The 21,984-nt window shown below is 74.7% G+C and carries 24 protein-coding genes; 10 read left to right on the top strand and 14 right to left on the bottom strand.

The features are described 5' to 3' along the window. Nucleotides 1-10: 10 nt before the first annotated feature. Complete coding sequence (locus tag ACSBPG_RS22705) at nucleotides 11-1,057, top strand: AbrB family transcriptional regulator (protein ID WP_435539500.1); 1,047 nt, start codon at nucleotides 11-13, stop codon at nucleotides 1,055-1,057. Here ACSBPG_RS22705 and ACSBPG_RS22700 read toward each other — a convergent pair. From ACSBPG_RS22700 to ACSBPG_RS22670, 7 genes are all read right to left on the bottom strand, one after another. Continuing rightward, nucleotides 1,008-3,140, bottom strand: a complete 2,133-nt coding sequence (locus ACSBPG_RS22700; RefSeq protein WP_435539499.1) for a heavy metal translocating P-type ATPase — start codon at nucleotides 3,138-3,140, stop codon at nucleotides 1,008-1,010. The genes ACSBPG_RS22705 and ACSBPG_RS22700 overlap by 50 nt on opposite strands. Next, on the bottom strand, nucleotides 3,137-3,481 hold the full coding sequence (locus ACSBPG_RS22695; RefSeq protein WP_435539498.1) for a YtxH domain-containing protein: 345 nt from the start codon (nucleotides 3,479-3,481) through the stop codon (nucleotides 3,137-3,139). Before ACSBPG_RS22695 ends, ACSBPG_RS22700 begins: the two co-directional genes overlap by 4 nt. Continuing rightward, on the bottom strand, nucleotides 3,474-3,812 hold the full coding sequence (locus tag ACSBPG_RS22690) for a hypothetical protein (protein ID WP_435539497.1): 339 nt from the start codon (nucleotides 3,810-3,812) through the stop codon (nucleotides 3,474-3,476). The genes ACSBPG_RS22695 and ACSBPG_RS22690 overlap by 8 nt, the downstream gene beginning before the upstream one ends. Beyond that, nucleotides 3,809-4,177, bottom strand: a complete 369-nt coding sequence (locus ACSBPG_RS22685) for a hypothetical protein (RefSeq protein WP_435539496.1) — start codon at nucleotides 4,175-4,177, stop codon at nucleotides 3,809-3,811. Before ACSBPG_RS22685 ends, ACSBPG_RS22690 begins: the two co-directional genes overlap by 4 nt. Before the next feature lie 58 nt (nucleotides 4,178-4,235). Then, nucleotides 4,236-4,580, bottom strand: a complete 345-nt coding sequence (locus ACSBPG_RS22680) for a cation transporter (protein ID WP_435539495.1) — start codon at nucleotides 4,578-4,580, stop codon at nucleotides 4,236-4,238. Between the two features lie 15 nt (nucleotides 4,581-4,595). Then, nucleotides 4,596-5,057 (bottom strand): HMA2 domain-containing protein, encoded by a 462-nt coding sequence (locus ACSBPG_RS22675; RefSeq protein ID WP_435539494.1) that lies wholly within the window; start codon nucleotides 5,055-5,057, stop codon nucleotides 4,596-4,598. A gap of 387 nt (nucleotides 5,058-5,444) precedes the next feature. Further along, nucleotides 5,445-6,755, bottom strand: a complete 1,311-nt coding sequence (locus ACSBPG_RS22670) for a sensor histidine kinase (RefSeq protein WP_435539493.1) — start codon at nucleotides 6,753-6,755, stop codon at nucleotides 5,445-5,447. Between the two features lie 79 nt (nucleotides 6,756-6,834). On the opposite strand from ACSBPG_RS22670, the gene ACSBPG_RS22665 reads away from it, so the two are divergent. Then, complete coding sequence (locus ACSBPG_RS22665; protein ID WP_435539492.1) at nucleotides 6,835-7,206, top strand: response regulator; 372 nt, start codon at nucleotides 6,835-6,837, stop codon at nucleotides 7,204-7,206. Between the two features lie 148 nt (nucleotides 7,207-7,354). Then, complete coding sequence (locus ACSBPG_RS22660; protein ID WP_435539491.1) at nucleotides 7,355-8,695, top strand: eCIS core domain-containing protein; 1,341 nt, start codon at nucleotides 7,355-7,357, stop codon at nucleotides 8,693-8,695. 15 nt (nucleotides 8,696-8,710) lie between these two features. Here ACSBPG_RS22660 and ACSBPG_RS22655 read toward each other — a convergent pair whose 3' ends face one another. Continuing rightward, nucleotides 8,711-9,601, bottom strand: a complete 891-nt coding sequence (locus tag ACSBPG_RS22655; RefSeq protein WP_435539490.1) for a LysR family transcriptional regulator — start codon at nucleotides 9,599-9,601, stop codon at nucleotides 8,711-8,713. Nucleotides 9,602-9,795: 194 nt separating this feature from the next. Here ACSBPG_RS22655 and ACSBPG_RS22650 point away from each other — a divergent pair, with 194 nt between their 5' ends. The 4 genes from ACSBPG_RS22650 to ACSBPG_RS22635 all read left to right on the top strand — a co-directional run bounded on the left by ACSBPG_RS22650 (nucleotide 9,796) and on the right by ACSBPG_RS22635 (nucleotide 15,450). After that, the gene (locus ACSBPG_RS22650; RefSeq protein WP_435539489.1) at nucleotides 9,796-11,079 is read left to right on the top strand and encodes an NAD(P)/FAD-dependent oxidoreductase; all 1,284 of its coding nucleotides are present in this window, start codon (nucleotides 9,796-9,798) and stop codon (nucleotides 11,077-11,079) included. Between the two features lie 22 nt (nucleotides 11,080-11,101). Further along, nucleotides 11,102-12,763, top strand: a complete 1,662-nt coding sequence (locus tag ACSBPG_RS22645; RefSeq protein WP_435539488.1) for a thiamine pyrophosphate-binding protein — start codon at nucleotides 11,102-11,104, stop codon at nucleotides 12,761-12,763. A gap of 32 nt (nucleotides 12,764-12,795) precedes the next feature. Next, complete coding sequence (amaB, locus tag ACSBPG_RS22640; protein ID WP_435539487.1) at nucleotides 12,796-14,292, top strand: L-piperidine-6-carboxylate dehydrogenase; 1,497 nt, start codon at nucleotides 12,796-12,798, stop codon at nucleotides 14,290-14,292. Between the two features lie 162 nt (nucleotides 14,293-14,454). Then, entirely contained in the window at nucleotides 14,455-15,450 is a 996-nt protein-coding gene (locus tag ACSBPG_RS22635; RefSeq protein ID WP_435539486.1) for an aldo/keto reductase, read from the top strand. A gap of 27 nt (nucleotides 15,451-15,477) precedes the next feature. Here the strand turns inward: ACSBPG_RS22635 and ACSBPG_RS22630 are convergent, their stop codons facing one another. Continuing rightward, entirely contained in the window at nucleotides 15,478-15,867 is a 390-nt protein-coding gene (locus tag ACSBPG_RS22630; RefSeq protein ID WP_435539485.1) for a (R)-mandelonitrile lyase, read from the bottom strand. A gap of 188 nt (nucleotides 15,868-16,055) precedes the next feature. Here ACSBPG_RS22630 and ACSBPG_RS22625 point away from each other — a divergent pair, with 188 nt between their 5' ends. Then, the gene (locus ACSBPG_RS22625) at nucleotides 16,056-16,592 is read left to right on the top strand and encodes an ankyrin repeat domain-containing protein (RefSeq protein WP_435539484.1); all 537 of its coding nucleotides are present in this window, start codon (nucleotides 16,056-16,058) and stop codon (nucleotides 16,590-16,592) included. A 135-nt stretch (nucleotides 16,593-16,727) separates the two neighbouring features. Here the strand turns inward: ACSBPG_RS22625 and ACSBPG_RS22620 are convergent, their stop codons facing one another. Together ACSBPG_RS22620 and ACSBPG_RS22615 are read right to left on the bottom strand one after the other, a co-directional pair. After that, a complete protein-coding gene (locus ACSBPG_RS22620; RefSeq protein ID WP_435539483.1) occupies nucleotides 16,728-17,369 on the bottom strand; it encodes a hypothetical protein in 642 nt (213 codons plus the stop codon). A 47-nt stretch (nucleotides 17,370-17,416) separates the two neighbouring features. Beyond that, nucleotides 17,417-18,631, bottom strand: coding sequence for a hypothetical protein (locus ACSBPG_RS22615; RefSeq protein ID WP_435539482.1), 1,215 nt, complete (start codon nucleotides 18,629-18,631; stop codon nucleotides 17,417-17,419). Between the two features lie 348 nt (nucleotides 18,632-18,979). Between ACSBPG_RS22615 and ACSBPG_RS22610 the strand changes: the two genes are divergently transcribed. Both ACSBPG_RS22610 and ACSBPG_RS22605 read left to right on the top strand, forming a co-directional pair. Then, nucleotides 18,980-19,840, top strand: coding sequence for an urea carboxylase-associated family protein (locus tag ACSBPG_RS22610; RefSeq protein ID WP_435539481.1), 861 nt, complete (start codon nucleotides 18,980-18,982; stop codon nucleotides 19,838-19,840). A 263-nt stretch (nucleotides 19,841-20,103) separates the two neighbouring features. Beyond that, complete coding sequence (locus ACSBPG_RS22605) at nucleotides 20,104-20,298, top strand: hypothetical protein (protein ID WP_435539480.1); 195 nt, start codon at nucleotides 20,104-20,106, stop codon at nucleotides 20,296-20,298. Between the two features lie 166 nt (nucleotides 20,299-20,464). On the opposite strand, the gene ACSBPG_RS22600 is transcribed toward ACSBPG_RS22605, so the two are convergent. The 3 genes from ACSBPG_RS22600 to ACSBPG_RS22590 all read right to left on the bottom strand — a co-directional run bounded on the left by ACSBPG_RS22600 (nucleotide 20,465) and on the right by ACSBPG_RS22590 (nucleotide 21,628). Continuing rightward, nucleotides 20,465-20,863 (bottom strand): Atu4866 domain-containing protein, encoded by a 399-nt coding sequence (locus tag ACSBPG_RS22600; RefSeq protein WP_435539479.1) that lies wholly within the window; start codon nucleotides 20,861-20,863, stop codon nucleotides 20,465-20,467. Further along, entirely contained in the window at nucleotides 20,860-21,336 is a 477-nt protein-coding gene (locus ACSBPG_RS22595) for a carboxymuconolactone decarboxylase family protein (RefSeq protein ID WP_435539478.1), read from the bottom strand. The genes ACSBPG_RS22600 and ACSBPG_RS22595 overlap by 4 nt, the downstream gene beginning before the upstream one ends. A gap of 112 nt (nucleotides 21,337-21,448) precedes the next feature. Then, a complete protein-coding gene (locus tag ACSBPG_RS22590) occupies nucleotides 21,449-21,628 on the bottom strand; it encodes a hypothetical protein (RefSeq protein ID WP_435539477.1) in 180 nt (59 codons plus the stop codon). Nucleotides 21,629-21,984 lie beyond the last annotated feature (356 nt).

Genomic DNA, 21,984 nt, shown 5'->3' with positions numbered 1-21,984 from the left:
CGACCCCGCCATGACCGCCCTGCCGACCCTTGTCCTGACCCTGCTGCTCGCCGCCGCCGGCGGAGGCCTGTTCACTTGGCTCGACCTGCCCGCGTCCTGGCTGGCCGGAGCGATGTTGGCGGTGGCCGCCGGCGGGCTCGCCGGGCTGCCGGTGCAGGTGCCGACGCCGCTGCGGCTGGCCGCCTTCACGCTGCTCGGGCTCACCATGGGGGCCGGGGTGACGCCGGAGACGGTGCACCGCATGGCCGCTTGGCCGGTCAGCCTGCTGCTGCTCGGGGTGTCCGTCGCGGTCATCATGATCGCCGGGACGGCGCACCTGCAGCGGGTGCACGGCTGGGACCGGGCGACGGCGCGCTTCTGCGCCGTGCCCGGTGCGCTGTCGGCCGTGCTGGCGACCGCCACCGGCACCTCGGCCGACATCCCGCGGGTGGCGCTGGTGCAGACCGTGCGCCTGGTCGTCCTGGTGGCGGTCATGCCGTGGATTCTGCAGGCCGTCGCCGCGGTGCCCGGGGTACCGGGCACGGTCGCCGGCGGGGCCGGCGTCACCGGCGGATCGCTTGGTCTGGCGCTCCTGGTCGCGGCCAGCGCGGCCGGTGCGGCGCTGTTCCACCGCCTCCGGCTGCCCGGCGACGCCCTGGTCGGGGCGATGCTGGTCAGCGCCGTCCTGCACGTCACCGGCCTGGTGGAGGGACGGCCGCCGGCGCCGTTGCTGGCGGCCGGGTTCGTGACGACCGGGGCGGTGATCGGCGCGCGCTTCCGCGGGGTGTCGCCGCGCCAGCTCGCCGGAGCGCTGCGCCCGGGGCTGGAGTGCGTCGTCCTTGCGCTCGTCCTGTCGGCGGCGTTCGCCGGCGCCGGCTCGGCGCTGCTCGGTCTGCCGTTCGGCCAGCTCTGGCTCGCCTACGCGCCGGGCGGGGTGGAGGCGTTGACCGTGGTCACCTTCGCGCTGGGCTATGACGTCGCCTTCGTCGGCACCCACCACGTGGTGCGCTTCCTCGGCATCGGTCTGTCTACGCCGTGGTGGACGCCGGTCCGGCGCGGCCGCGCCGCAGGGCGTTGAGCAGGATGGCGATGGTGGTGCCGTTGTGCAGCACGGCGGTGCCGACCGGCGACAGCAGGCCGAGCGCGGCGGCGCCGAGGATCGCCGTGTTGAGGCCGACGGTCAGGCGGTAGTTGGCGGCGATCAGGGCCATCGCCGCGTCGGCCGCCTCCTTGGCGTCGGCGACCCGTTCGATGCGGTCCTCCAGCAGCGCCACGTCGGCGGTCAGGCGGGCGATGTCGGCCCCCTTCTGCATGGCGATGCCGACATGGGCGCCGGCCAGCGCGGGGGCGTCGTTGATGCCGTCGCCGACGAAGGCGATGCGGGCGCCGCCGCGGCCCAGCTCCTCGACGATGCGGGCCTTGTCGGTGGGCAGCAGCTCGGCGTGGAAGCCGTCCAGCGCCAGCTCCCCGGCCAGCTCGGCGGCGCGGTCGCGGTGGTCGCCGGTCAGCAGCAGGATGCGCTTCACCCCGGCCCGGCGCAGGCGGGCGATGGTGGCCGCGCTCGCCGTGCGGACGCTGTCCTTGAGCGCCAGGACGCCGGCCAGGGTGCCGCCCAGGCCGATGAACAGCAGGGTCTTGCCGTCGCGGTAGAGGTCGTCGATCACCCGGCGGTGGGGGGCGGTGTCGATCCCCTCGTCCTCCTCGACGAAGTGGCGCGAGCCGACGACGATGCGCTTGCCGTCGACGACGCTGGCCACCCCGTGGGCGACGATGAACTGCACCTCCTGGTGGTCGAAATGGCGGTTGTGGGTCTCCCGGGCCGCCGCCACCACCGCCATCGCCAGGGGGTGGAAATAGTGCTCCTCCACGGACGCCGCGAGGCAGATCAGGTCGTCGGGGCTGTAGCTGGGGTCGAAGGCGATGGAATCGGTCACCTCCAGCATGCCGGTGGTGAGCGTGCCGGTCTTGTCGAAGATCACCGTGTCGGCCTGGGCCAGCCGTTCCAGCGCGTTGGCTCCCTTGACCAGGATGCCCGCCCTGCCGGCGCCGTACATGGCCGCCTTGAAGGCGACCGGGGTGGCCAGCTTGAGCGCGCAGGAATAGTCGGCCTGCAGCACCGAGGCGGCGCTGCGCCAGCTGCCCGACAGCAGGGAGGAGGCGCCGGCCAGCCGGAGCACCGTCGGCACCAGCCGGTCGGCGAGGCGCGCCGCCTCGAGCTGCGCCTCGCTCTTGGCCGAGAGGGACTGCTCGACATAGTCGGCGATGCGGGCGGCGGCGGTGCGTCCGCCCACCTGCTCGGCGTAGACCACCAGCCGGCCGTCCTCCAGCAGCGTGCCGGACAGCACGCCGTCGCCGCGCTCCTTGACCACCGAGACGCTCTCGCCGGTCATGGCGGCCTGGTTGACGGTCGCGGTGCCGCTCAGCACCGTGCCGTCGACGGGGACCACGGCGCCGGCCCCGACCACCACGGACTCGCCGACGGCGACGGCGGCGGCGGGCACCAGCACCTCGGCGCCGTCGCGCAGCACCCACACCTCGTCGCTGGCCGGGCGCAGCAGATGCTTCAGCAGCGCGTCGGAGCGGCGGGCGACGGACTCCTCCATGGCCTCGCCGAGCGCCAGCATGACGGTGGTGGTGTTGGCGGCGGTGAAGTCGCGGCGCGCCAGGGAGATGGACACCGCCATGGCTTCGAGGACGTGCGACGTGACGCCTTCGCGGGCGTAGATGCCCACCGCCTGGCGCAGCAGCGGCAGCGCCGCGGCGAGCGAGACCGGCAGGCGCAGCGGCATCGGCAGCAGGGCCGCCGCCACCAGCGCGGCGATGCGCCCGGCGACGGCGCCGGTGTGGGGGCCGGCGTGGGGGCCGGGCGCGGCCTTGGCGGGGACGGCCGATGCTGGGACGGCCGATGCTGGGACGGGCAGGGCGGCGATGGCGCGGCGGAGGCTCGCGGCGTCGGTCGCCGCGCCGTCGAAGCGGACGACCAGCGACCGGGCGGCGGGGCAGACCCGCACCGCCGCCACCCCGTCGAGCGCTTCCACCGCGCGGCCGAGGGCGGCCGGGTCGGACGGGGCGCCGGGGCGGAAGGCGTAGCGCAGGCGCGCCCGTCCCGGCACCTGGTGGACGGGATCGAGGGCGAGGAGCCAGGTCGCCCCGCCGTTCATAGCCCCTCGGCCTGCTCGGCCTGCAGCTCGGCCTGGAGGTCGGCGACCTGCTCCTTCATCTCGGCGAGCCCGCCGGCCAGGCTGCCGTACAGCTTCAGGCCCGACCGGATCAGCTTGCCGCGCAACTCCTCGTCGGACAGGACGTAGGCGGCGGCCGCGCCGACCAGCAGGCCGGCCAGGAACTGCTCGGACCGGCGCGACGGCAGGAGCTGCCCGAGCCCGCCGAGCAGGCCGGGCCCCGGCGTCGCGGCGACGCCGCCGCCGCCGCCGCCGGCCGCGGCCATCATCTGCCGGTAGAGGCGCTGCTGCTTCTTCCACGCCTTCTTGTTCTTCTTAGCCACGGTCGTTCTCCTCGTGCGTAACGGGCGTCGGGCTCGGCGCCGGGTTCAGCAGATGTTCGACGACGACCACCCCGGCGGCGCCGGCCGCCACCGCCAGCACCGCGCCGGCGACGTCGCGGCCGCGCAGCGCCTCGGCGGCGGCGGCGCCGGCCGCCAGGGCCGCGCCGCCCTGCAGGGCGTGGCGCAGCACCGTGCGGCCGGGCGGCGCCGCGCCGGCCGTCGCCCGGTCCTGGATGGCGGCGATCAGGCCGCCCGCCACCATGCCGCGGGTGAAGGTCGCGGCGATCTCGCCGGCCGTCAGGGCCGGTGCCCGGCGCCGCTTGCGCGTCATGGCGCGCCCGGGGCGGCCGTGGCCGCCGGCGGCGGCTCGACCGCTTCCGCGGCCGGCTCCGCCACCCTTTCGGCCTCCCTTTCGGCCTCCCTTTCCGCCGCCCTTTCGGCCTCCGGGGCCGGCTGGCTCTCCAGCTTGGCGCGCAGGTTGGCCGAGGTCCGCTCGATCGCCGAGAGGCCGGAGATGGTGGCGCCGCGCACCGCGGCCTGGGCGTGGTCGACTCCGGACTGCGCCTTGGCGCCGATCGCCCCGACACCCGACCGGGCGGCGGCCGGCAGGTCGCCGGAGGACGCCGCGCTCTTCAGCACGCGCACCCCGACGACGCCGGCGACCACGCCCGAAGCGAACATGAGCAACGGAAGCATGGAGCACTCCTTTCCTTCATGACGAAACCGTCCGGCTCCGGCGGCGGGTGGGCGGGACTCACGCCGCCGTCGGGCCGGCGGTTGTTACAGCGGCGGTGGCGACGACGCGCAGCAGCGCCTCGGCGCCGGGCGACCGCTCGCCCTTCAGCAGATCGGGCCAGGCGGTGGGGGGGATCAGCGCGGGGTCGTATTCGATCGTGCAGGAGACGGCGAGCGGGTTGAGGTGGACCGAGCGGATGCCGCGGCAGCCGGCGAGCGCCCGGTGGAACTCCTTGACCGCGTCCGCGGCGGCGGCCAGCTCCGGGCCCGGCGCGGCGGTCAGCTTCAGCCGCACCCGGCCGGGGATGTGGTGGACGATGCGCACCGAGGCGGACAGCCGCTCCAGGAGATCGATGGGCGTCACGGGCTTTCTCCGTCGTCAGTGGAGCAGGCGTCTGCGGTGGATCGCCGTGTGGACCGCCAGCAGGGCGAGGAAGAACGCCCCGGCCGCCGCGTGCAGCCGCTTGCTCGTGCCGAGCGCGCCCAGCGCCACCGCCAGGCTGGCCAGCATGGCGATCTTGCTGGCGCGGTTGAGGTCGCGCCGGCGGGACCGCCGGCGGACGGCGCCGCCGGGGCGGGGCGGCGCCGTCCCCTCGGCGTCGAGCACGGCCGCCGCGGCGGCCGCCACCCGCGCCTCGGCCTGCGACGGCACGAGGTACGCCGGATCGTAGAGCAGCAGGAGGCTGCCCGTCGCCGGGTTGCGCTCGGCGACGCGCAGGCCGTCCGCCCCATCCAGCCGGGAAGCCAGCTCCCGGTTCCGCTCGGCCTGCCGCAGCCGCGGATGGCGCACGCGGATGCGCCCGGGAATGGCTGCGGCGATGGGGGATGTCCGTCCGCTCATGGCATGGTCTCGCGAATGCGCGCGGGCAGGGGAAACCGGGCCGGCCGGGCCGGCGGTGGCGGGGCGGGCCGGGTCAGAGCGGGTGGTCCGGCGCCGGGGGGCGGGGCGAAGGAATGGGAACGGCGGTGTCCGTCATGCTCCGCTCCTCCCGCTGACGGGATCGCGGGGGAGCTTCGTTGTTCGAGGGTGTCGAATGCTAATCCGCAATTTTATTCGGGTCAATCGGCGGCGCGCCGGCCGGGACCCGGCGGAGGACAGGGCGCATCCGCGACCCATGGCGCTCCAGGGCCGCCGACACGCGCAATCGCCCGCTTCGAAGGCGGAAGAGGGCGATTGCGGCGTCCTAGACGGGGCTGTGGGGCATGATGCCGCGGGCGCGGCGGCGGCTCAGGCGGCGAAGGTCAGGGCGAAGGTCGTGCCCCGGTCGCCGGCGATCTCGACGTTGCCGCCGACCTGCTTGGCGATGGCCCGCACCAGGCCGAGGCCGGTGCCCTTGGGTCCGGACGGCGCCGGGCCGACGCCGTCGTCGGACACCACCAAGGTGCCGGTCCCGTCGCCCTGCGCCCCGCGGAAGGCGACGGCGACGCAGCCCGGCCGGCCGTCGGGGAAGGCGTGCTTCAGGGCGTTGCTGAGCGCTTCGGTGGCGATCAGGCCCAGCGGGATGGCGGTGTCCAGATGGACGCGCGGGGCCTCGGCGACGACCTGCACGGCGACCCGGTCGGCGACGCCGAAGCTCGCCAGGAGGGCGTCGGACAGGGCGCGCAGGTAGGCGCCGAAGTCGATCTCGCTGGTCTCCTCGTATTCGTAGAGCGCCTCGTGGACGAGGCTCATCGCCGTGATCCGCCGCATCGTGTCGTTGAACGCGTCGCGGATCGACGCGTCGGCCGAGCGCATCGCCTTCAGGGTCAGCAGGCTGTTGATGATCTGCAGGTTGTTCTTGACCCGGTGGTGCACCTCGCGCAGCAGAACGTCCTTGTCGGCCAGCGCCCGCTGCAGCGTCTCCGCGGTGTCCTGGAGCTGGGCCAGGGCGGCGCTGAGGTCGGCGGTGCGCGTCTCGACCCGCCGCTCCAGCTCCTCGTTGGCGCGGCGGAGCTCCTCCTTGGCGCGCTTGAGCGCGCCGTGCTCGATGAGGGTCCAGTCGCCGTGCCGGCGGGCCAGGGCGAACTGGTGGTTCTTCACCACGTCCATGACGTCGCCGGCGGAGCTCTTCGCCAGGCAGTAGCTGCACAGCGCCAGCACCCGGTGGTCGCAGAAGCACTCGTTGACCTTGGCCTCGTACTCGGCGAAGGAATCCCAGTCCTCGGCCTCGAGGAAGAAGGTGTTGCCGGTGAGGCGGAAGCCGTCGTAGCCGCCGGCCAGCGCCTCGTCCTTGCGCTGCAGCCAGCCGGCGATGATCGCGTCGGCGCCCAGCTTGCCGGTGCGGGTGTACCAGTCGCCGTGGTCGATGATCTCGATCTGGCCGCGGCGCTCCCGCGCCTCCAGATCGGGCACGGCCTGGCCCAGCACGCTGCGCGCCTCGTCGGCGCGCAGCGGACGCGACGTCACCCACATGCAGCGCTCGTTGGCGTCCAGCCCGGCCTTGAAGTAAGGCACGAGGGTGTCCACGAGGTCTTCGGCCGTATCGTAGAATTGGCAGAAATGACTGCCCCACGGTATGCTGCCGACCGCCGGGATACCCGAGTTCGCGAAATCGCTCATCACATCAGCCTCCGCCCGTTGCCGGACGGTAAGCGTCTTCGTTGTTGAAGGAAATCCCACTTATTGGTTAGGGACGGCTATGACGCGCAGCATCCTGATCGTCGAGGACGAAGCGATCGTCGCCCTGGCCAACGCCGAGATGATCGTCGCGATGGGCTATGACGTCGTCGGGCCGGCCGAGAGCTGCGCCGAGGCCCTGGCGATGGCGGAGCGGGCGCGGCCGGCGCTGGCGCTGGTCGACATCCGCATCCGCGGCGCCGTCGACGGCATCGACACGGCGCGGGCGCTGCGCGAGCGGTTCGGCTGCGCCATCGTCTTCGTCACCGGGCAGAACGACCCGCACACCCGCCAGCGCGCGCTGGCGCTGGGAGACGTGCATTATCTGCGCAAGCCCTTCACGGTCGACCAGCTGGCCGACGCCATCCACGGCGCGCTGCCCGTCGGCGCCTGAGCGGCCTCGCGGGCGGACGTGCGCGCGCTCGACAGGACGCGGATGCCGGGCCATAGTGCGGTTGTGCATCCGGGCCGGACGTTCCCCCTGTCGATGGGCGACGGGTGGCGCGCCGGCCGGCGGGCGACGGTGGTCGGGGGCCCATGCCATGGCTGGACGGGTGATTCAGGGGTGCTTCCCCGGCGGGCGGCCCCTTCCGGCGGCGCCGGGCGGCGCCGGGCCGGCGGCGCCGGGGCACGGCGCGCGGCGCTCCTTCCCGGTCGATCCGGTGCGTCTCGGCCTGGCGCGCGCCGGTGGCACGCCCCTGCCGCGGACGCTCCTGGCGAAGATGGAAACCGCCTTCGGCGCCGATTTCTCGGCGGTGCGCGTGCATGTGGGGCCGCAGGCGGCGCAGCTCGGCGCGCTCGCCTTCACCGTCGGCACCGACATCTACTTCGCGCCGGGCCAGTACCGGCCGGACTCCAGCCACGGCCAGCACCTGCTGGGCCATGAGCTGGCGCACGTCGTGCAGCAGCGCCAGGGCCGGGTGCGCGCGCCGGACGGCGGCGTGAGCGTCGTGCAGGACCCCGTGCTGGAGGCCGAGGCCGACCGGCTGGGCCTGCGCGCGGCGCTGCACCGGGCGCCGCCCGCAGCAACCGTCCAGAGGCCGACCGTCCAGAGGCCGACCGTCCAGCGGGCGACCGTCCAGCGGGCGACCGTCCAGCGGGCGACCGTCCAGCGGGCGACCGTCCAGCGGGCGGCCACGCATCCCGCATGGGGGCGCCCCGGCGCCATCCAGCGGATGGAGCAGAGCAATCCCTCGAACTACGTGACCCGGCAGTTCTACGAATCCAAGAAGAGGGCTTTGAAGAAGTTCGTCAGCGGCGTGTTCGAGAAGAGGTTCCTGCCCGAAGACGAAGGCGTGCGCGGCATCGTCGAAAACCCCAAGCTGACGGCCCTGCGTCAGCACGAGGGCTTCATGGCGTTGTCGCAAACGACGCCGCAGCTCGAGAGAATCCTGACGGCATGGCAGGAGATGAAGACCACGGGCCGGGTGCGCAAGACCGATCCGGGGGTCTACAAGATGATGTCCGGTGCCGAGTTGCAGACGGAGATCACCGACCGGCTGTGCCTGTGCCGGCCCGACGACGGCGGCAGCACGCCCTACCTGGTGTGCCCGGCGGCGGAGGCGCGGACGGGCGATCTCAGCCACGCCGAGGTCGCCGACGGGACGTTCCTGTTCGTGATCCGCACGGACATGCGCGACGTCGTCCTGGTCGCCCGGGAGAACAGGGACGCCAACATCGGCCACACCTCGCTGTCGCGGGACGCGTTCGTCCTCTACGCCGGCACGGTGACGTTCAGCGGCGGCGCGCTGGTCCAATGGGACAACAACACCGGCCACTACCACACCAAGCCGTTCCACAAGGGCCAGGCGCAAGGCCCGCGGACGCTCGACGGCGCCGCGCCGATGCTCCCCGTGGACAAGTTCGTCGTCTATTTCGCCTGACCGGGCCGCCGCGAGTCAGCGCGGCACCACGGTCTGGATCCAGCGGCGGAAGGCCTGGAGCGGCGGATGGGACTCGCGCCGGCTGGGCCAGGCCAGGTAGTAGCGCCCGGCGCTCTCCATCGGCCCGTCGAACGCCTGCACGAGATCGCCGCGGGCCAGCTCGCCCTCGATCAGGAAGCGGGGCAGGAGCGCCACCCCCAGGCCGGACGTCGCCGCCTGCGCGGCGGTGGCGAACTGGTCGATCAGCATGCCGCTGACGCCCCGCGCCGGCACCCCCATCGCCTCGAACCAGCGCTCCCAGGCGTCGGGCCGCGACACCAGGTGGAGGAGGGGCGCGTCCAGCAGGTCCGCCGGCGCGGCGAAGCGGTGCCGGGCGAGCAGCGCCGGGCTGCAGGCGGGAACCACCGTCTCGCCCATCAGCGGGTCGAGCTCGGCGCCGGGCCAGTCCGGCGCCCCGAAATGGATGGCGGCGTCCACCGGATCGAGCTGGAAGTCGAAGGGGGCGAGGCGGGTGGTCAGGTTGACGGTGATCCCCGGGTGCCCGGCGACGAAGCCGGGCAGGCGGGGGGCCAGCCAGCGCGTGCCGAAGGTCGGCAGGATGGCGAGGGTGAGGCTGCCGCCCCGCGGGTTGGCGCGGAAGGTCAGGGTCGCCGCCGAGATGCGCTGCAGGGCCTCGCGGATCTGCTGGGCGTAGGTCTCGCCCGCCAGGGTCAGGCGGACGGTCTGGCGTTCGCGCCGGAACAGCTCGGCGCCGAGGGTTTCCTCCAGCGCCCGGATCTGCCGGCTCACGGCGCTCTGCGTGAGGTTCAGCTCGGCCGCGGCGGCGGTGAAGCTCTGGTGGCGCGCGGCCGCCTCGAAGGCGGCCAGCAGCGACATGGAGGGCAGGAAGCGGCGGACGATGGCCATGGCGCGAGTCTTCCGGGCGGGGCCGCCCTGTGCCCCCTGGTCATTCCGAATCGTCATGACGTTACAAGGGAATGTCGTTTGAAGCAACGGCGGTCGGCCGCCAGGATGATGCCGCACGCTCATGACGTGAGCGCGCGCCCGTGCCGGGGGCGAGGCGGCATCGCCAGGGTCCGGCGCAGCGGAAAGACCGTCGCATGAACAATGATCCGCGCAGTCACGGCCTGTGGGAGCGCTCGGCCCCGCCGCCGCCGGCGACGCCGCCGCTGGCCGGCGACCACGCCGTGGACGTCGCCGTCGTCGGCGCCGGCTTCACCGGCCTGTCGGCGGCGCTGCATCTGGCGCAGGGCGGCGCCGCGGTCGCCGTCCTGGAGGGGGTGGAGATCGGCTACGGCGGGTCCGGGCGCAACGTCGGCCTGGTCAACGCCGGCATGTGGGTGATGCCGCGGGAGCTGCCGGCCGTGCTCGGCGACAGCCACGGCGAGCGCCTGCTCGACCTGCTCGGCAACGCGCCGGCCGCCGTGTTCGAGCTGGTGGAGCGGCACGGGATCGCCTGCGAGGCGGAGCGGCGGGGCACCCTGCACTGCGCCGTCGGGCGCGGCGGCTTCCGGGAGCTGCAGGAGCGCGCCCGGCAGTGGCAGGAGCGCGGCGCGCCGGTCCATCTGCTGGGTCCCGAGGAGACGGCGCGCCGGGTGGGCACGTCGGCCTACGCCGGCTCGCTGCTCGACCTGCGCGCCGGCACCATCCAGCCGCTCGCCTACGCCCGCGGCCTGGCCGCCGCGGCGATCGCCGCCGGCGCCACCGTCCACACCGCGAGCCCGGTCGTCGCGGCCGACGACGAGGGGACGGCGTGGCGCCTGCGCACGCCCGGCGGCTCCGTCCGCGCCTCGTGGGTGGTCGTGGCGACCAACGCCTACAGCGGCGCGGTCTGGCCGGAGCTGCGGCGCGAACTCGTGCATCTGCCCTATTTCAACCTTGCGACGCGCCCGCTCGGCGACGATCTTGCCCGCAGCATCCTGCCGGAGCGGCAGGGGGCCTGGGACACCCGCGAGGTGCTCAGCTCCTTCCGCTTCGACCGGCAGGGGCGTCTCGTCTTCGGCAGCGTCGGCGCGCTGCGCGGCCCCGGCCGCACCATCCACCGCGACTGGGGGCGGCGGGCGATGGGAAAGCTGTTCCCGCAGCTGCGCGGCGTCGATTTCGAGACGGAATGGTACGGCCAGATCGGCCTGACGGCGGACAACCTGCCGCGCTTCCACCGGCTGGGCCGGCGGGTCGTCGCCTTCAGCGGCTACAACGGCCGCGGCATCGCGCCGGGGACGGTGTTCGGGCGGTGCCTGGCGCAGCACGTGCTGGGCGCGCTGCCGGAGAGCGCGCTGCCGCTGCCGGTGAGCGACCCGGTGCCGGCCCGGCACCGCGCCGCCAGCGAGCTCTACTACGAAGTGGGCGCGCAGCTGGCCCATCTGGCCGGTGCGCGCTTCTAGAACGAACGGGGAGGGCACGAGGATGGGCATGAGGACGGGCGGCCAGCTGGTCGTCGCCGCGCTCGAGGCGCAGGGCGTCGAGCGCGTGTTCTGCGTTCCCGGCGAGAGCTATCTCGCGGTGCTGGACGCGCTGCACGATTCCGCGATCCGCACGGTGGTGTGCCGGCACGAGAGCGGGGCCGCCATGATGGCCGAGGCGGCGGGCAAGCTGACCGGCCGGCCGGGCGTGTGCATGGTGACCCGCGGCCCCGGCGCCACCAACGCCGCCGCCGGCATCCACATCGCCCAGCAGGACTCCACGCCGCTGGTCGTGCTGGTCGGCCAGATCGAGCGCGGCATGCGCGGCCGCGACGCCTTCCAGGAGGTCGACTACCGCCAGATGTTCGGCGGCATGGCGAAATGGGCGGCGGAGATCGACAGCGCCGAGCGGGTGCCGGAGATGATCAGCCGGGCCTTCCACACCGCCATGGCCGGCCGCCCCGGCCCGGTGGTCCTGGCCCTGCCCGAGGACGTGCTGACGGAGACCGCCGAGGCCGCCGCCGCCGCCCGCGCGGTCGCCGCGGACAGCGCCCCGACGCCGGCCCAGATGGCCGAGCTGGGCCGCCTCCTGCACGGCGCCGAGCGCCCGCTGGTGCTGGCCGGCGGCTCGCGCTGGACGGACGCGGCGGTGGACGCCCTGCGCGGCTTCGCCGAACGCTTCGCGCTGCCCGTCGCGGTGACCTTCCGCCGGCAGATGCTGTTCGACCACGCCCACCGCTGCTACGCCGGCGACGTCGGCCTGGGCATCAACCCCAAGCTGGCGGCGCGCGTGCGCGAGGCCGACCTGCTGCTGCTGCTGGGCGGCCGCTTCTCCGAGGTGCCGTCCCAGAGCTACGAACTGCTGGGCATTCCGGAGCCGGCGGCGACCTTGGTGCACGTCCATCCCGGGCCGGAGGAGCTGGGCCGCGTCTACCACCCGGATCTCGCGATCAACGCCACGCCCGGCGGCTTCCTGGAGGCGACCGCCGCCCTGCCGGACCTCGCCGCCCCCTGGGCCGAGCGGACGGCGGCGGCCCACGCCGACTACCGCGCCTGGAGCGAGGTGCCGCCCGCCACCCCGGGAGCGGTGCGCCTGGGCGAGGTGATGGTGTGGCTGCGCGACCATTTGCCCGACGACGCGGTCATGACCAACGGCGCCGGCAACTACGCCACCTGGCTGCACCGCTTCTGGCGCTTCCGCCGCTTCGGCACGCAGCTCGCCCCGGTGTCGGGCTCCATGGGCTACGGGCTGCCGGCGGCGATCTCGGCCAAGCTGGCGCACCCCGGGCGCACGGTGGTGTGCGTCGCCGGCGACGGCTGCTTCCAGATGACCGGGCTGGAGTTCGGCACGGCGGCGCAGGAGGGGGCGGCGGTCGTCGTCCTGGTCGTCGACAACGGCATGTACGGCACCATCCGCATGCACCAGGAGCGCGAGTACCCCGGCCGCGTCTCCGGCACGGCGCTGCGCAACCCCGACTTCGCCGCCTTCGCCCGGGTCTACGGCGGCCACGGCGAGACGGTGGAGCGCACCGAGGACTTCGGCCCCGCCTTCGAGCGGGCCCGCGCCTCCGGCCTGCCGGCGATCCTGCACCTCAAGATCGACCCCGAGGCGCTGACGCCGACCCGCACCCTGTCCGAGATCCGCGCCGCCGGCCGGCCGCGCTGACCCCCGTTACCGCACACACAGGAGTTCCCCCCGTGCCGCACCCCGAGATCCTCGCCCGCTTCGGCCTGGAATCCGCCGATCCGGCCGACGCCATCGCGGTCCGCTCACCCATCGACGGCACCGTCATCGGCCACGCCGCCGAGACCCGCCCGGCCGCGGTGCCGGAGATCGCCGCCAACGCCCGGCGCGCCTTCGACGCCTGGCGGTCGGTGCCGGCGCCGCGGCGCGGCGAGCTGGTGCGGCTGCTCGGCGAGGAGCTGCGCGCCGCCAAGGAGGACCTCGGCCGCCTGGTCAGCCTGGAGGCCGGCAAGATCCTCCAGGAGGGCCTCGGCGAGGTGCAGGAGATGATCGACATCTGCGACTTCGCGGTCGGTCTGTCGCGCCAGCTCTACGGCCTGACCATCGCCTCGGAGCGGCCGGGCCACACCATGCGCGAGACCTGGCACCCCATGGGCCCGTGCCTGGTCATCAGCGCCTTCAACTTCCCGGTCGCGGTGTGGTCGTGGAACGCCGCGCTGGCGCTGGTGTGCGGCGACCCGGTGGTGTGGAAGCCGTCGGAGAAGACGCCGCTGACCGCACTCGCCTGCGCGCGCATCTTCGCCCGCGCCGCCGCCCGCTTCGGCGACGCGCCGGAGCACCTGGTGCAGGTGGCCGTCGGCGGGCGGGACCTCGGCGAGGCGCTGGTCGCCAGCCCGGACTTCCCCGTCGTCTCCGCCACCGGCTCGACCCGCATGGGGCGCGAGGTGGCGGTCGCCGTGGCCGGGCGGTTCGGCCGCGCCATCCTCGAGCTCGGCGGCAACAACGCGATGGTCGTGGCGCCCAGCGCCGACCTCGACATGGCGGTGCGAGCCATCCTGTTCGCCGCCGTCGGCACCTGCGGCCAGCGCTGCACCTCGCTGCGCCGGCTGATCGTCCACAAGGACGTGCGCGCGGGGCTGCTGGCGCGCCTCAAGGCGGCCTACGCCTCGGTGCCGATCGGCGACCCGCTGCGGGCGGGCACGCTGGTCGGGCCGCTGATCGACGCCGGCGCGTTCGAGGCCATGCAGCGGGCGCTCGACGCGGCCCGCGCCGACGGCGGCACCGTCACCGGCGGCGAGCGCGTGCTGGCCGAGCGCGGCGCGGAGGCCTATTACGTGCGTCCGGCGATCGTCGCGATGCCGGCGCAGACCGCGATCGTGCGCCACGAGACGTTCGCGCCGATCCTCTACGTGCTGGAGTACGAGACCCTCGACGAGGCCATCGCCCTGCAGAACGCGGTGCCGCAGGGCCTGTCGTCGTGCATCTTCTCCACCGACCTGCGGGAGACCGAGCGCTTCCTGTGCGCCAGCGGCTCCGACTGCGGCATCGCCAACGTCAACATCGGCCCGAGCGGGGCGGAGATCGGCGGCGCCTTCGGCGGCGAGAAGGAGACCGGCGGCGGCCGCGAGTCCGGCTCCGACGCCTGGAAGGCCTACATGCGCCGGCAGACCGCGACGGTGAACTACTCCGACGCCCTGCCGCTGGCCCAGGGCATCCGGTTCGAGCTGTAGGGCGCCCGTCCTCCCTCCGCCCGGGAGGGCCGGCGCCGCCGTTCATGAATTCCGGACATGGCCTCATGCCGGCCGCGCCGACTGTTCGGCGCGGCCGATCCGCTCCATCTTCCCCTCACCGCAACGGCTGAGGGCCCACGACGGCGGGCCGGAGGAGGAGTCATGGAGAGGCGTGTCCTTGGGAAGAGCGGCCTGGAGGTGTCGGCCATCGGCCTCGGCTGCATGGGCCTGAACTTCGCCTATGGCAACGCGCCGAGCCGGCAGGAGAGCGTCGCGCTGATCCGCCGGGCGGTGGAGCGCGGCGTCACCTTCTTCGACACCGCCGAGGTCTACGGCCCCTTCACCAACGAGGAGATCGTCGGCGAGGCGCTGCGGCCGGTGCGCGACCGGGTGGTGATCGCCACCAAGTTCGGCTTTGCCATCGACCCCGCGACGGGCCGGCAGACCGGCACGGACAGCCGGCCCGAGCACATCCGCGCGGTGGCGGACGCCTCCCTGAAGCGGCTCGGCGTCGAGGTCATCGACCTGTTCTATCAGCACCGCGTCGACCGCGCCGTGCCGATCGAGGATGTCGCCGGTACGGTCGGGGACCTCATCGCGGCGGGCAAGGTCCGGCATTTCGGCCTGTCCGAGCCCGGTGTGGAGACCGTCCGCCGCGCCCACGCGGTGCAGCCGGTCACGACCTTGCAGAACGAGTACTCGCTGTGGACGCGCGAGCCCGAGAGCAACGGCATCCTCGGCGTGTGCGAGGAGCTCGGCATCGGCCTCGTCCCCTACAGCCCGCTCGGCCGGGGCTTCCTGGCCGGCGCGCTGACCCGGGACACCAAGCTCGCCGAGAACGACTTCCGCAGGGCCCTGCCGCGCTTCACGCCGGAGGCGATGGAGAAGAACCAGGCGCTGGTCGATTTGCTGAAGCGCATCGCCGGCGACAAGGCGGCGACCCCCGCGCAGATCGCGCTGGCCTGGCTGCTGGCGCAGAAGCCGTGGATCGTGCCGATCCCCGGCACCACCAAGGTCCACCGGCTGGAGGAGAACCTCGCCGCCACGGACGTCCGGCTGAGCGCCGACGACCTCGCCGAGATCCGGCGCGCCGCCGCCGCGATCCCGGTCGAGGGCCAGCGCTATCCGGAGCATCTGATGGCCGCCACCGGCCTGTGACGCCGGCGCGCGCGAGGCCGGCCGCGGTCAGCCGCGGTACTGCGCGTCGCTCACCGTCTCCAGCCAGTCGACCGCCGTGCCGTCCTTCATCTCGGCGATGGCGATGTGCGTCATCGCGCAGTCGGGCGCGGCGCCGTGCCAGTGCTTCTCGCCGGGTGCGAACCAGACGATGTCGCCGGGACGGATCTCCTCGACCGGCCCGCCGTCGCGCTGCACGCGGCCGAGCCCGGCGGTGACGAGCAGGGTCTGGCCGAGCGGGTGCGTGTGCCAGGCGGTGCGCGCGCCCGGCTCGAAGGTGACGGTGGCGCCGCTCAGGTTGCCGCTGCCGCTGAACGGCGCGTCGATCCGCACGGTGCCGGTGAAGTACTCCTCGGGGCCCTTGCGGGAAGGCTGCGAGCCGCTGCGCTTGATGTCCATCCTCGTCCTCCTTGCCGTCGGCGGCGGACAGTGATGTGGCGCGCGGCGTGCCGACGACCAGCCGCCGACAGTCGCGTGCGAATTGCGCGGCCGGCGCCGGTGACACGGCCGCGGCGGCCGCCCACCTACGTCGTGTGGTCCGCGGCGCAGCGGTGCCGCGGCCACCGACGGTTCGCAAGGGGGACAGGATGCCATCGGAATCCGACAAGCCGTTGCCGGAGCTGGACGACGCGACGCTGGCGTTCGCGGCGCGCGTGTTCGGCTTCGCCCGCGGCGGCCACGCGGCGGAGCTGGCCGAGCTGCTGGAGCAGGGGCTGCCGGCCAACCTGCGCAACGAGCGCGGCGACAGCCTGCTCATGCTGGCCGCCTACCACGGCCACGAGGCGGCGGTGCGCGTGTTGCTGGCGCACGGTGCCGACCCGGCGCTGGCGAACGACCGCGGCCAGACGCCGCTGGCGGGGGCCGCCTTCAAGGGGGCCGCGGACGTGGTGCGGCTCCTGCTCGACGCCGGCGCCGCGGTCGACGGCTGCGGGCCTGACGGCCGCACGGCGCTGATGACCGCCGCCATGTTCGGGCGCACCGACATCATCGACCTCCTGCTGGCCCGCGGCGCCGACCCCGGCGCCCGCGACGCCGCCGGCAACACCGCCCTCGACGCCGCCCGCGCCATGGGCGCCGGCGACGCCGTCGAGCGCCTGGAACCCGCCCGCCCGCCCGGCGGCTGAACGCCCCCTCTCCCGCCCCGGGCGGGTGCGTGCATTCGCGCGGCTTGCCCCTCCCCCGGCGCCGCCGGGGGAGGGGAAGGCACGCCGCCGAAATGTGTGAATCCGCTAGCCCCGGAGGGAGAGGGGGCGCTGCGCTCAGGCGCCGCGGCGGGGGCGGCGGACGGCGCGGACGGTGCCGCTGCGGCCGCCGCCGCAGAAGAAGCGGTCGGCGCCGTCGGATTCGAGGCCCGACACCCCGGTTCCCGGCGGCATCTCCAGGCGGTCCAGCACCGCGCCGGTGTCGCGGTCGATGCGCCGCACGTCGCTGCCGTCGTCCTCCCAGGTGCCGTGCCACAGCTCGCCGTCGACGAAGGTGACGCCGGTGACGAAGCGGTTGGACGCGATGGTGCGCAGGACCGCCCCCGTCTCGGGATCGACCTGGTGGATCTTGCGCTCGCGGTACTGTCCGACCCACAGCGACCCTTCGGCCCAGGCCATCCCGGAATCGCCGCCGCCGCCGGGCGAGGGGATCGTCGCCAGCACGCGGCCGGTCTCCGGGTCGATCTTCTGGATGCGGTCCGCGGCGATCTGGAACAGGTGCCGGCCGTCGAAGGCCGTGCCCGCGTCGGCGGCGACGGCCAGGGTGCGCACCGTCCGGCCGCTGTCGGGATCGACGGCGTTCAGCCGGTCGCCCGTGGCGATCCAGACGTGCCGGCCGTCGAAGGTGACCCCGTGCACCTGGTCGACGTCGGGAAAGGGCCCGTACTCGCGCAGGATCTCGGCCGCTGCTTCAACCATGCTCCACCTTCCATGTCTCGGCTGTGTCGATGGGCCGACCCTAGCCGCTAGGGCAGCGGGGCGGGGAGTAACAAGGCCGTCGTGAATCCCGGCAGCGGCGGGGTGGTCCAGCGGCGCGCCCGGCCGCGGCCGAAGGCCTGCACCGCGCCGCCCGCCACCAGCCGGTCGAGGGCCCGCTGCACGGTGCGCTGGCTGGCGCCGAGGGCGAGGGCGAGGGCCGAGCTCGACCACGCCTCGCCGTCGGCGAGCAGGGCGAGCACCGCGGCGTCCCGCTCCTCGACCGGCCGGGCCAGCACGACGACCCCGGCGGCGCCGTGCGGCGCCAGCGCGAAGCCGCGCGGCGTCGCGCCGACGCCGGCCAGCCCGCGCAACGCCGTGCGCAGCCGCCCGACCTCCACCCGCAGCCGGGCGCGGTGCGACTCGTCGGCGCACTTGCCGCCGAACGCCCGCGCCACCAGCACGTCGCGCGGCACGTCGCCGGGCCACGCCTCGGCCAGCGCGCGGGCCAGCGCGAAGAGGACCGGCCGCCGGGCGAGCGTCACCACCGCCGCCGGGCCGCGCACGGCGTGGCGGCAGGCGTCGACGACGAGCGCCGCCGAGGCGTGCAGCGCCTCGACCTCGTCGAGCCGCAGCAGGCGCTCGCGGCCGCCGGCGATCAGCCGCGCCGCCGGCGCGTCGAGGGCGGCGGCGGCGCCTTCGACCTCCGCCACCAGCGCCGGGACGCCGGCCCGGCCGGCGGCCTCGCGCGCCCGGGCGAGGGCGGCGCGCGCCTCGGCGGTGCGCAGGCGGCGCAGGGCGATCCCGGCGGCGACCAGCTCGTGCACCGCCCGGGCCGCCGGCGGGAACGGGGCGGGGTCGAGGGCGGCCAGCGCCCGCTCGGCCGCGTCGAGGCGGCCGATCAGGACGAGGCGGCGGATCTCCAGCTGCCGCGCGTGGGCGGCGTTCGCCCGGTCGCCGTGGGCCTCCAGCACCGCCCGCGCCGCGTCGAGCGTCCGGGCGGGCCAGCCGAGGTCGCGCGCCGCCAGCGCGATCTCCGCCTCGGCGACGAGGCAGCGCGCGCGGGCCACCGCCTCGCGCGGGCCGAAGGCGCGCGCCGCGCCGCGGACCAGGGCGCGGGCGCGGGCGAGGTCGCCGAGCTGCGCCATGGCGATGCCGCGCAGCGCCAGCGCTGGCGGGTCGTCGCGCAGGGCCACGCGGTTGAGCGCGCCGAGCGGGTCGCCCGCCGCGAGTGCCCGCGCCGCCGCCGTGATCAGCGAATCCATGGGAATCCCGCCACCTGTCCCTCCCACCGCCCCGGCTCCCGCCGCGGGCCGGGCGGAGCATGACCGAGCGGCGGCCGGCGCTCAAGGGAGGGACGCCGGCGGTGCGGCCATCTCGCCTCTCCCCTCCGCCCAGAGATGGGGCGCCCTGGAGGCGTGATGTCGGCGCCGCGGCGGCGGTCGCCAACGCGGTGTTCCACGCGACGGGAAAACGGCTGCGGCAACGGCCGATCCGGGTGGAGCACCGGCTGTGCGGGGCGGGTGGGGGCGCTCCTGGCCCTGACGGGAGGCTCGCGCCGGCGGTCGCGGCGTCCTACTCTGGTGCGACCGATCGGCCGCGGGGAGAACACCATGAAACCGGACCGTCCCGAGCACCCGGCCCCGGCCGACGCGGCCGCGCGCCGGCGCGCCGCACCGGTGATCTGCTACCCCGTGGACGGCCTGCCGGCGGCCGACGTCGCGGCCTACCGCGCGGCCCGGGACGGCTGGAGGAAGGCCGCCGAGCTGCGCGTTCCGCCGCGCGAGGCGCGGTGCTTCGACGTGCCGGCCGGGTGGTTCTTCCGCGTCGCCAGCGTCGAGGGGCCGCAGGTTGGCGATCTCAACCTGTGGGCGGCGGGCGATCCCGGCGAGCGCTTCTTCTCGGGCAAGACGCGGGCGCTGCACGGCACGCACCTGTCGACCGGCGACCGGCTGTGGTCGTCGCTGCCGCACCTGCGGCCCATGGCGACCATCACCGAGGACACGCTCGACTGGTACGGGTTCGACGCCGACGGCGGCGCCGTGCACGACGTCATCGGGACGCGATGCGATCCCTACACGCACCACCTGCTCGCCGGCACCGACTACCATCACTGCTGCCACTCCAACCTGACCCGGGCGCTGGCCGACCGCCTCGGCCGCCCGCGCGACAGCGTCGAGCCCGCGGTGCACGACGTGCTGAACGTGTTCATGTGCACGGGGTTCACCCGCGACACCGGCCAGTACTTCATGAAGGCGAGCCCGGTGCGCCCCGGCGACTTCCTGGAGTTCTTCGCCGAGATCGACCTGCTCGGCGCGCTGTCGGCCTGCCCCGGCGGCGACTGCGGCGCCGAGCATTCGAGCGACGCGGCCGTCTGCCATCCGCTCCTCGTCGAGGTCTACGAGCCCAAGGCGCCGCCCCGCGGCTGGGCGCCGCCGCCCCGCAACGGCTACCGCGGCGGGCACGGCCCCTGACCGCCGCCGCACGGACCCGGGCGGGATGCGGCCCGCCGGCCCGAGGGCCTGGAGCGTCGTCCGGTTGACCGGACCGCCGGATGCGGCCATCGTCGGCGCTGCCCGCGGCGGCACCCTTGCCGCAGGCGCACGCTCGATCCGGGACCGCGACGGGAACAACGGCCATGAGACGGACGGACACGGACCACAGCCCGCCGGCGCCTCGGTGGAGGCTCGTCCTGTGGGGAACGGTTGCGGCGCTTCTCGTGCTGCCGGCGGCTGCGATGCCGTTCACCGACGAGGTCGCCTGGGGCGCCGAAGACTTCGTCGCGGCCGCAGCGCTTCTCGTCGGGGCCGGCACGGCCTACGACGTCGCGGCGCGCAGGACCCGCAAGGCGACGCATCGGGCGGCGGTCGCCGCGGGGCTCGCCGGTCTGGTGCTCATGATCTGGGCGCACGCGGCCGTAGGGGTCTTCTAAGCGGCTTTGCCGGGCCCGCTGCCTGGCGTCGTCGCCACGGCGACCACACGATCGCGGGGTCGGTGGTGGGGGGCGGCAGGCCGACCGGGCGGGCGAGGAACCGGCGGAGTCGGGGATGCCGGTTCGCCGGGCCCGCCCGGTCGCGACCGCGTGGCGGCGGCCCGGATCACCGCTCGCGGTGGAACACCATGCCGCCGTGGTACAGGACGCCGTCCCTGAACTCGCCATCGGCGGTGAAGCCGGTGTCGTCCCAATACGCGATGCGGTTGCCGGTGATCTCGTAGCGCCCCTGGTAGGCGCTCTTGCGGCTGCCGCGGGCCTCGTCGTAGCGGCCGTTGGGCAGGAGTTCCTGGCGCACGTGGCCGTCCTCGGTGACCCACATGCCGACATAGGGATGCTGCGCCATGGGTGCCTCGCTTCGGCTGGGGATGGCTGGGGACGCCGTGGGCTGGGCGCGTGCAGCGCCGGGTGCCGGGGTGGCGAGCACCGCGACGACGACCAGGGCCAGGGCGGTGCCGGCGGCGATGGTCGGCGCCCCGGCGGGACCAGGGGCCGGCGCGGTCATGGCTCGCCCCCGGCGGCCCGGCGGCGCTCCTCGAACAGCTCGCCGAGCGTCTGGGCGGCCTCTATGGCCCGGGGAAAGCCGGCGTGGACGGTCGTCAGGTGGACGATTTCCTTCAGTTCCTCCTCGCTCACACCGACGTTCAAGGCGTAGCCCGCGTGGATCTTCATGAAGGCCCGGTCGCCGAGCGCCGCGAACGCGGACACCGCGGCGATCTGACGGGTGCGATGGTCCAGCGCCGGACGATCCCAGACCTCACCCAGCGCATAGCCCGTGATGGCGTCGGCCAGGAACGGGAACTCGCGGCGCAACCCTTCGAGCGCCGGCTGGGGTTCTCCCGCGTTGAGGGTGCGGATCACCGCCTCGCCACGCCGCTGGCGGTCGTCCGCGGTTTCGGCAAAGGTCGGACACGTCGCCGCCAGGGTCAACGCGGTGGTCGCGACGGCCGCCTTGGCCATCGAGATCTGCGGGGTCATCGTCGGCTCCTTGCTCCGTTGCAGGCGCGTCGACGCACCGGACCTGTGGCGATGTGCGGCCGGCCGGGCGGTGCGTCGTCCGATGGACAGGTGGGCGGTGCCCGTGTCCGTCTTAATCCGCCGCGGTCTGGAAAGGCCTTGAAGGCCGGCTAAACAATCCGGAACGGCTGTCGGCGCGCGCCGCGTCCGTTCGGTCGGCGAGGTCCACGATGCCGATCGGGCCGAGGCGCTCCACCGGGACCGGCAGCGGGGCGAGAGCCCGGTCCAGGGCGAGTCCGGCTTCGCGCATCATGGCCTCGTCCCGCCGAGGAGGGCACCGCGCCGGCGATGTCGATCAACGCGCCATGCAGGTCGCGCGGCAGCGCTCTGGTCAGCGGGGTTTGCCGTTGTTCGGACACTGATCGCCCCCTTTCGTTTCGCCGTCGCCCAATAAGCGGAGCGGCACGTCAAGCGGCCACACCTGCTCGATCCTCTCGGCGGCCATGTTCATTTTCTTAGGACCTTTCCACCCGTCATACGTTCTCTCATACCCCCGAGCCGAAACCCTGACACACCTCCTGCCCCCACCCCTCCCTCCCCCGCTTCGCAGGGGAGGGAGTCAGGCCCTCCCCTGCGAAGCGGGGGAGGGAGGGGACCCGCGGCGGAGCC

The organism is Azospirillum sp. ST 5-10 (genome assembly GCF_051225715.1).
Taxonomy (GTDB): domain Bacteria; phylum Pseudomonadota; class Alphaproteobacteria; order Azospirillales; family Azospirillaceae; genus Azospirillum.
This window is presented reverse-complemented; position numbering and strand designations above follow the sequence as displayed.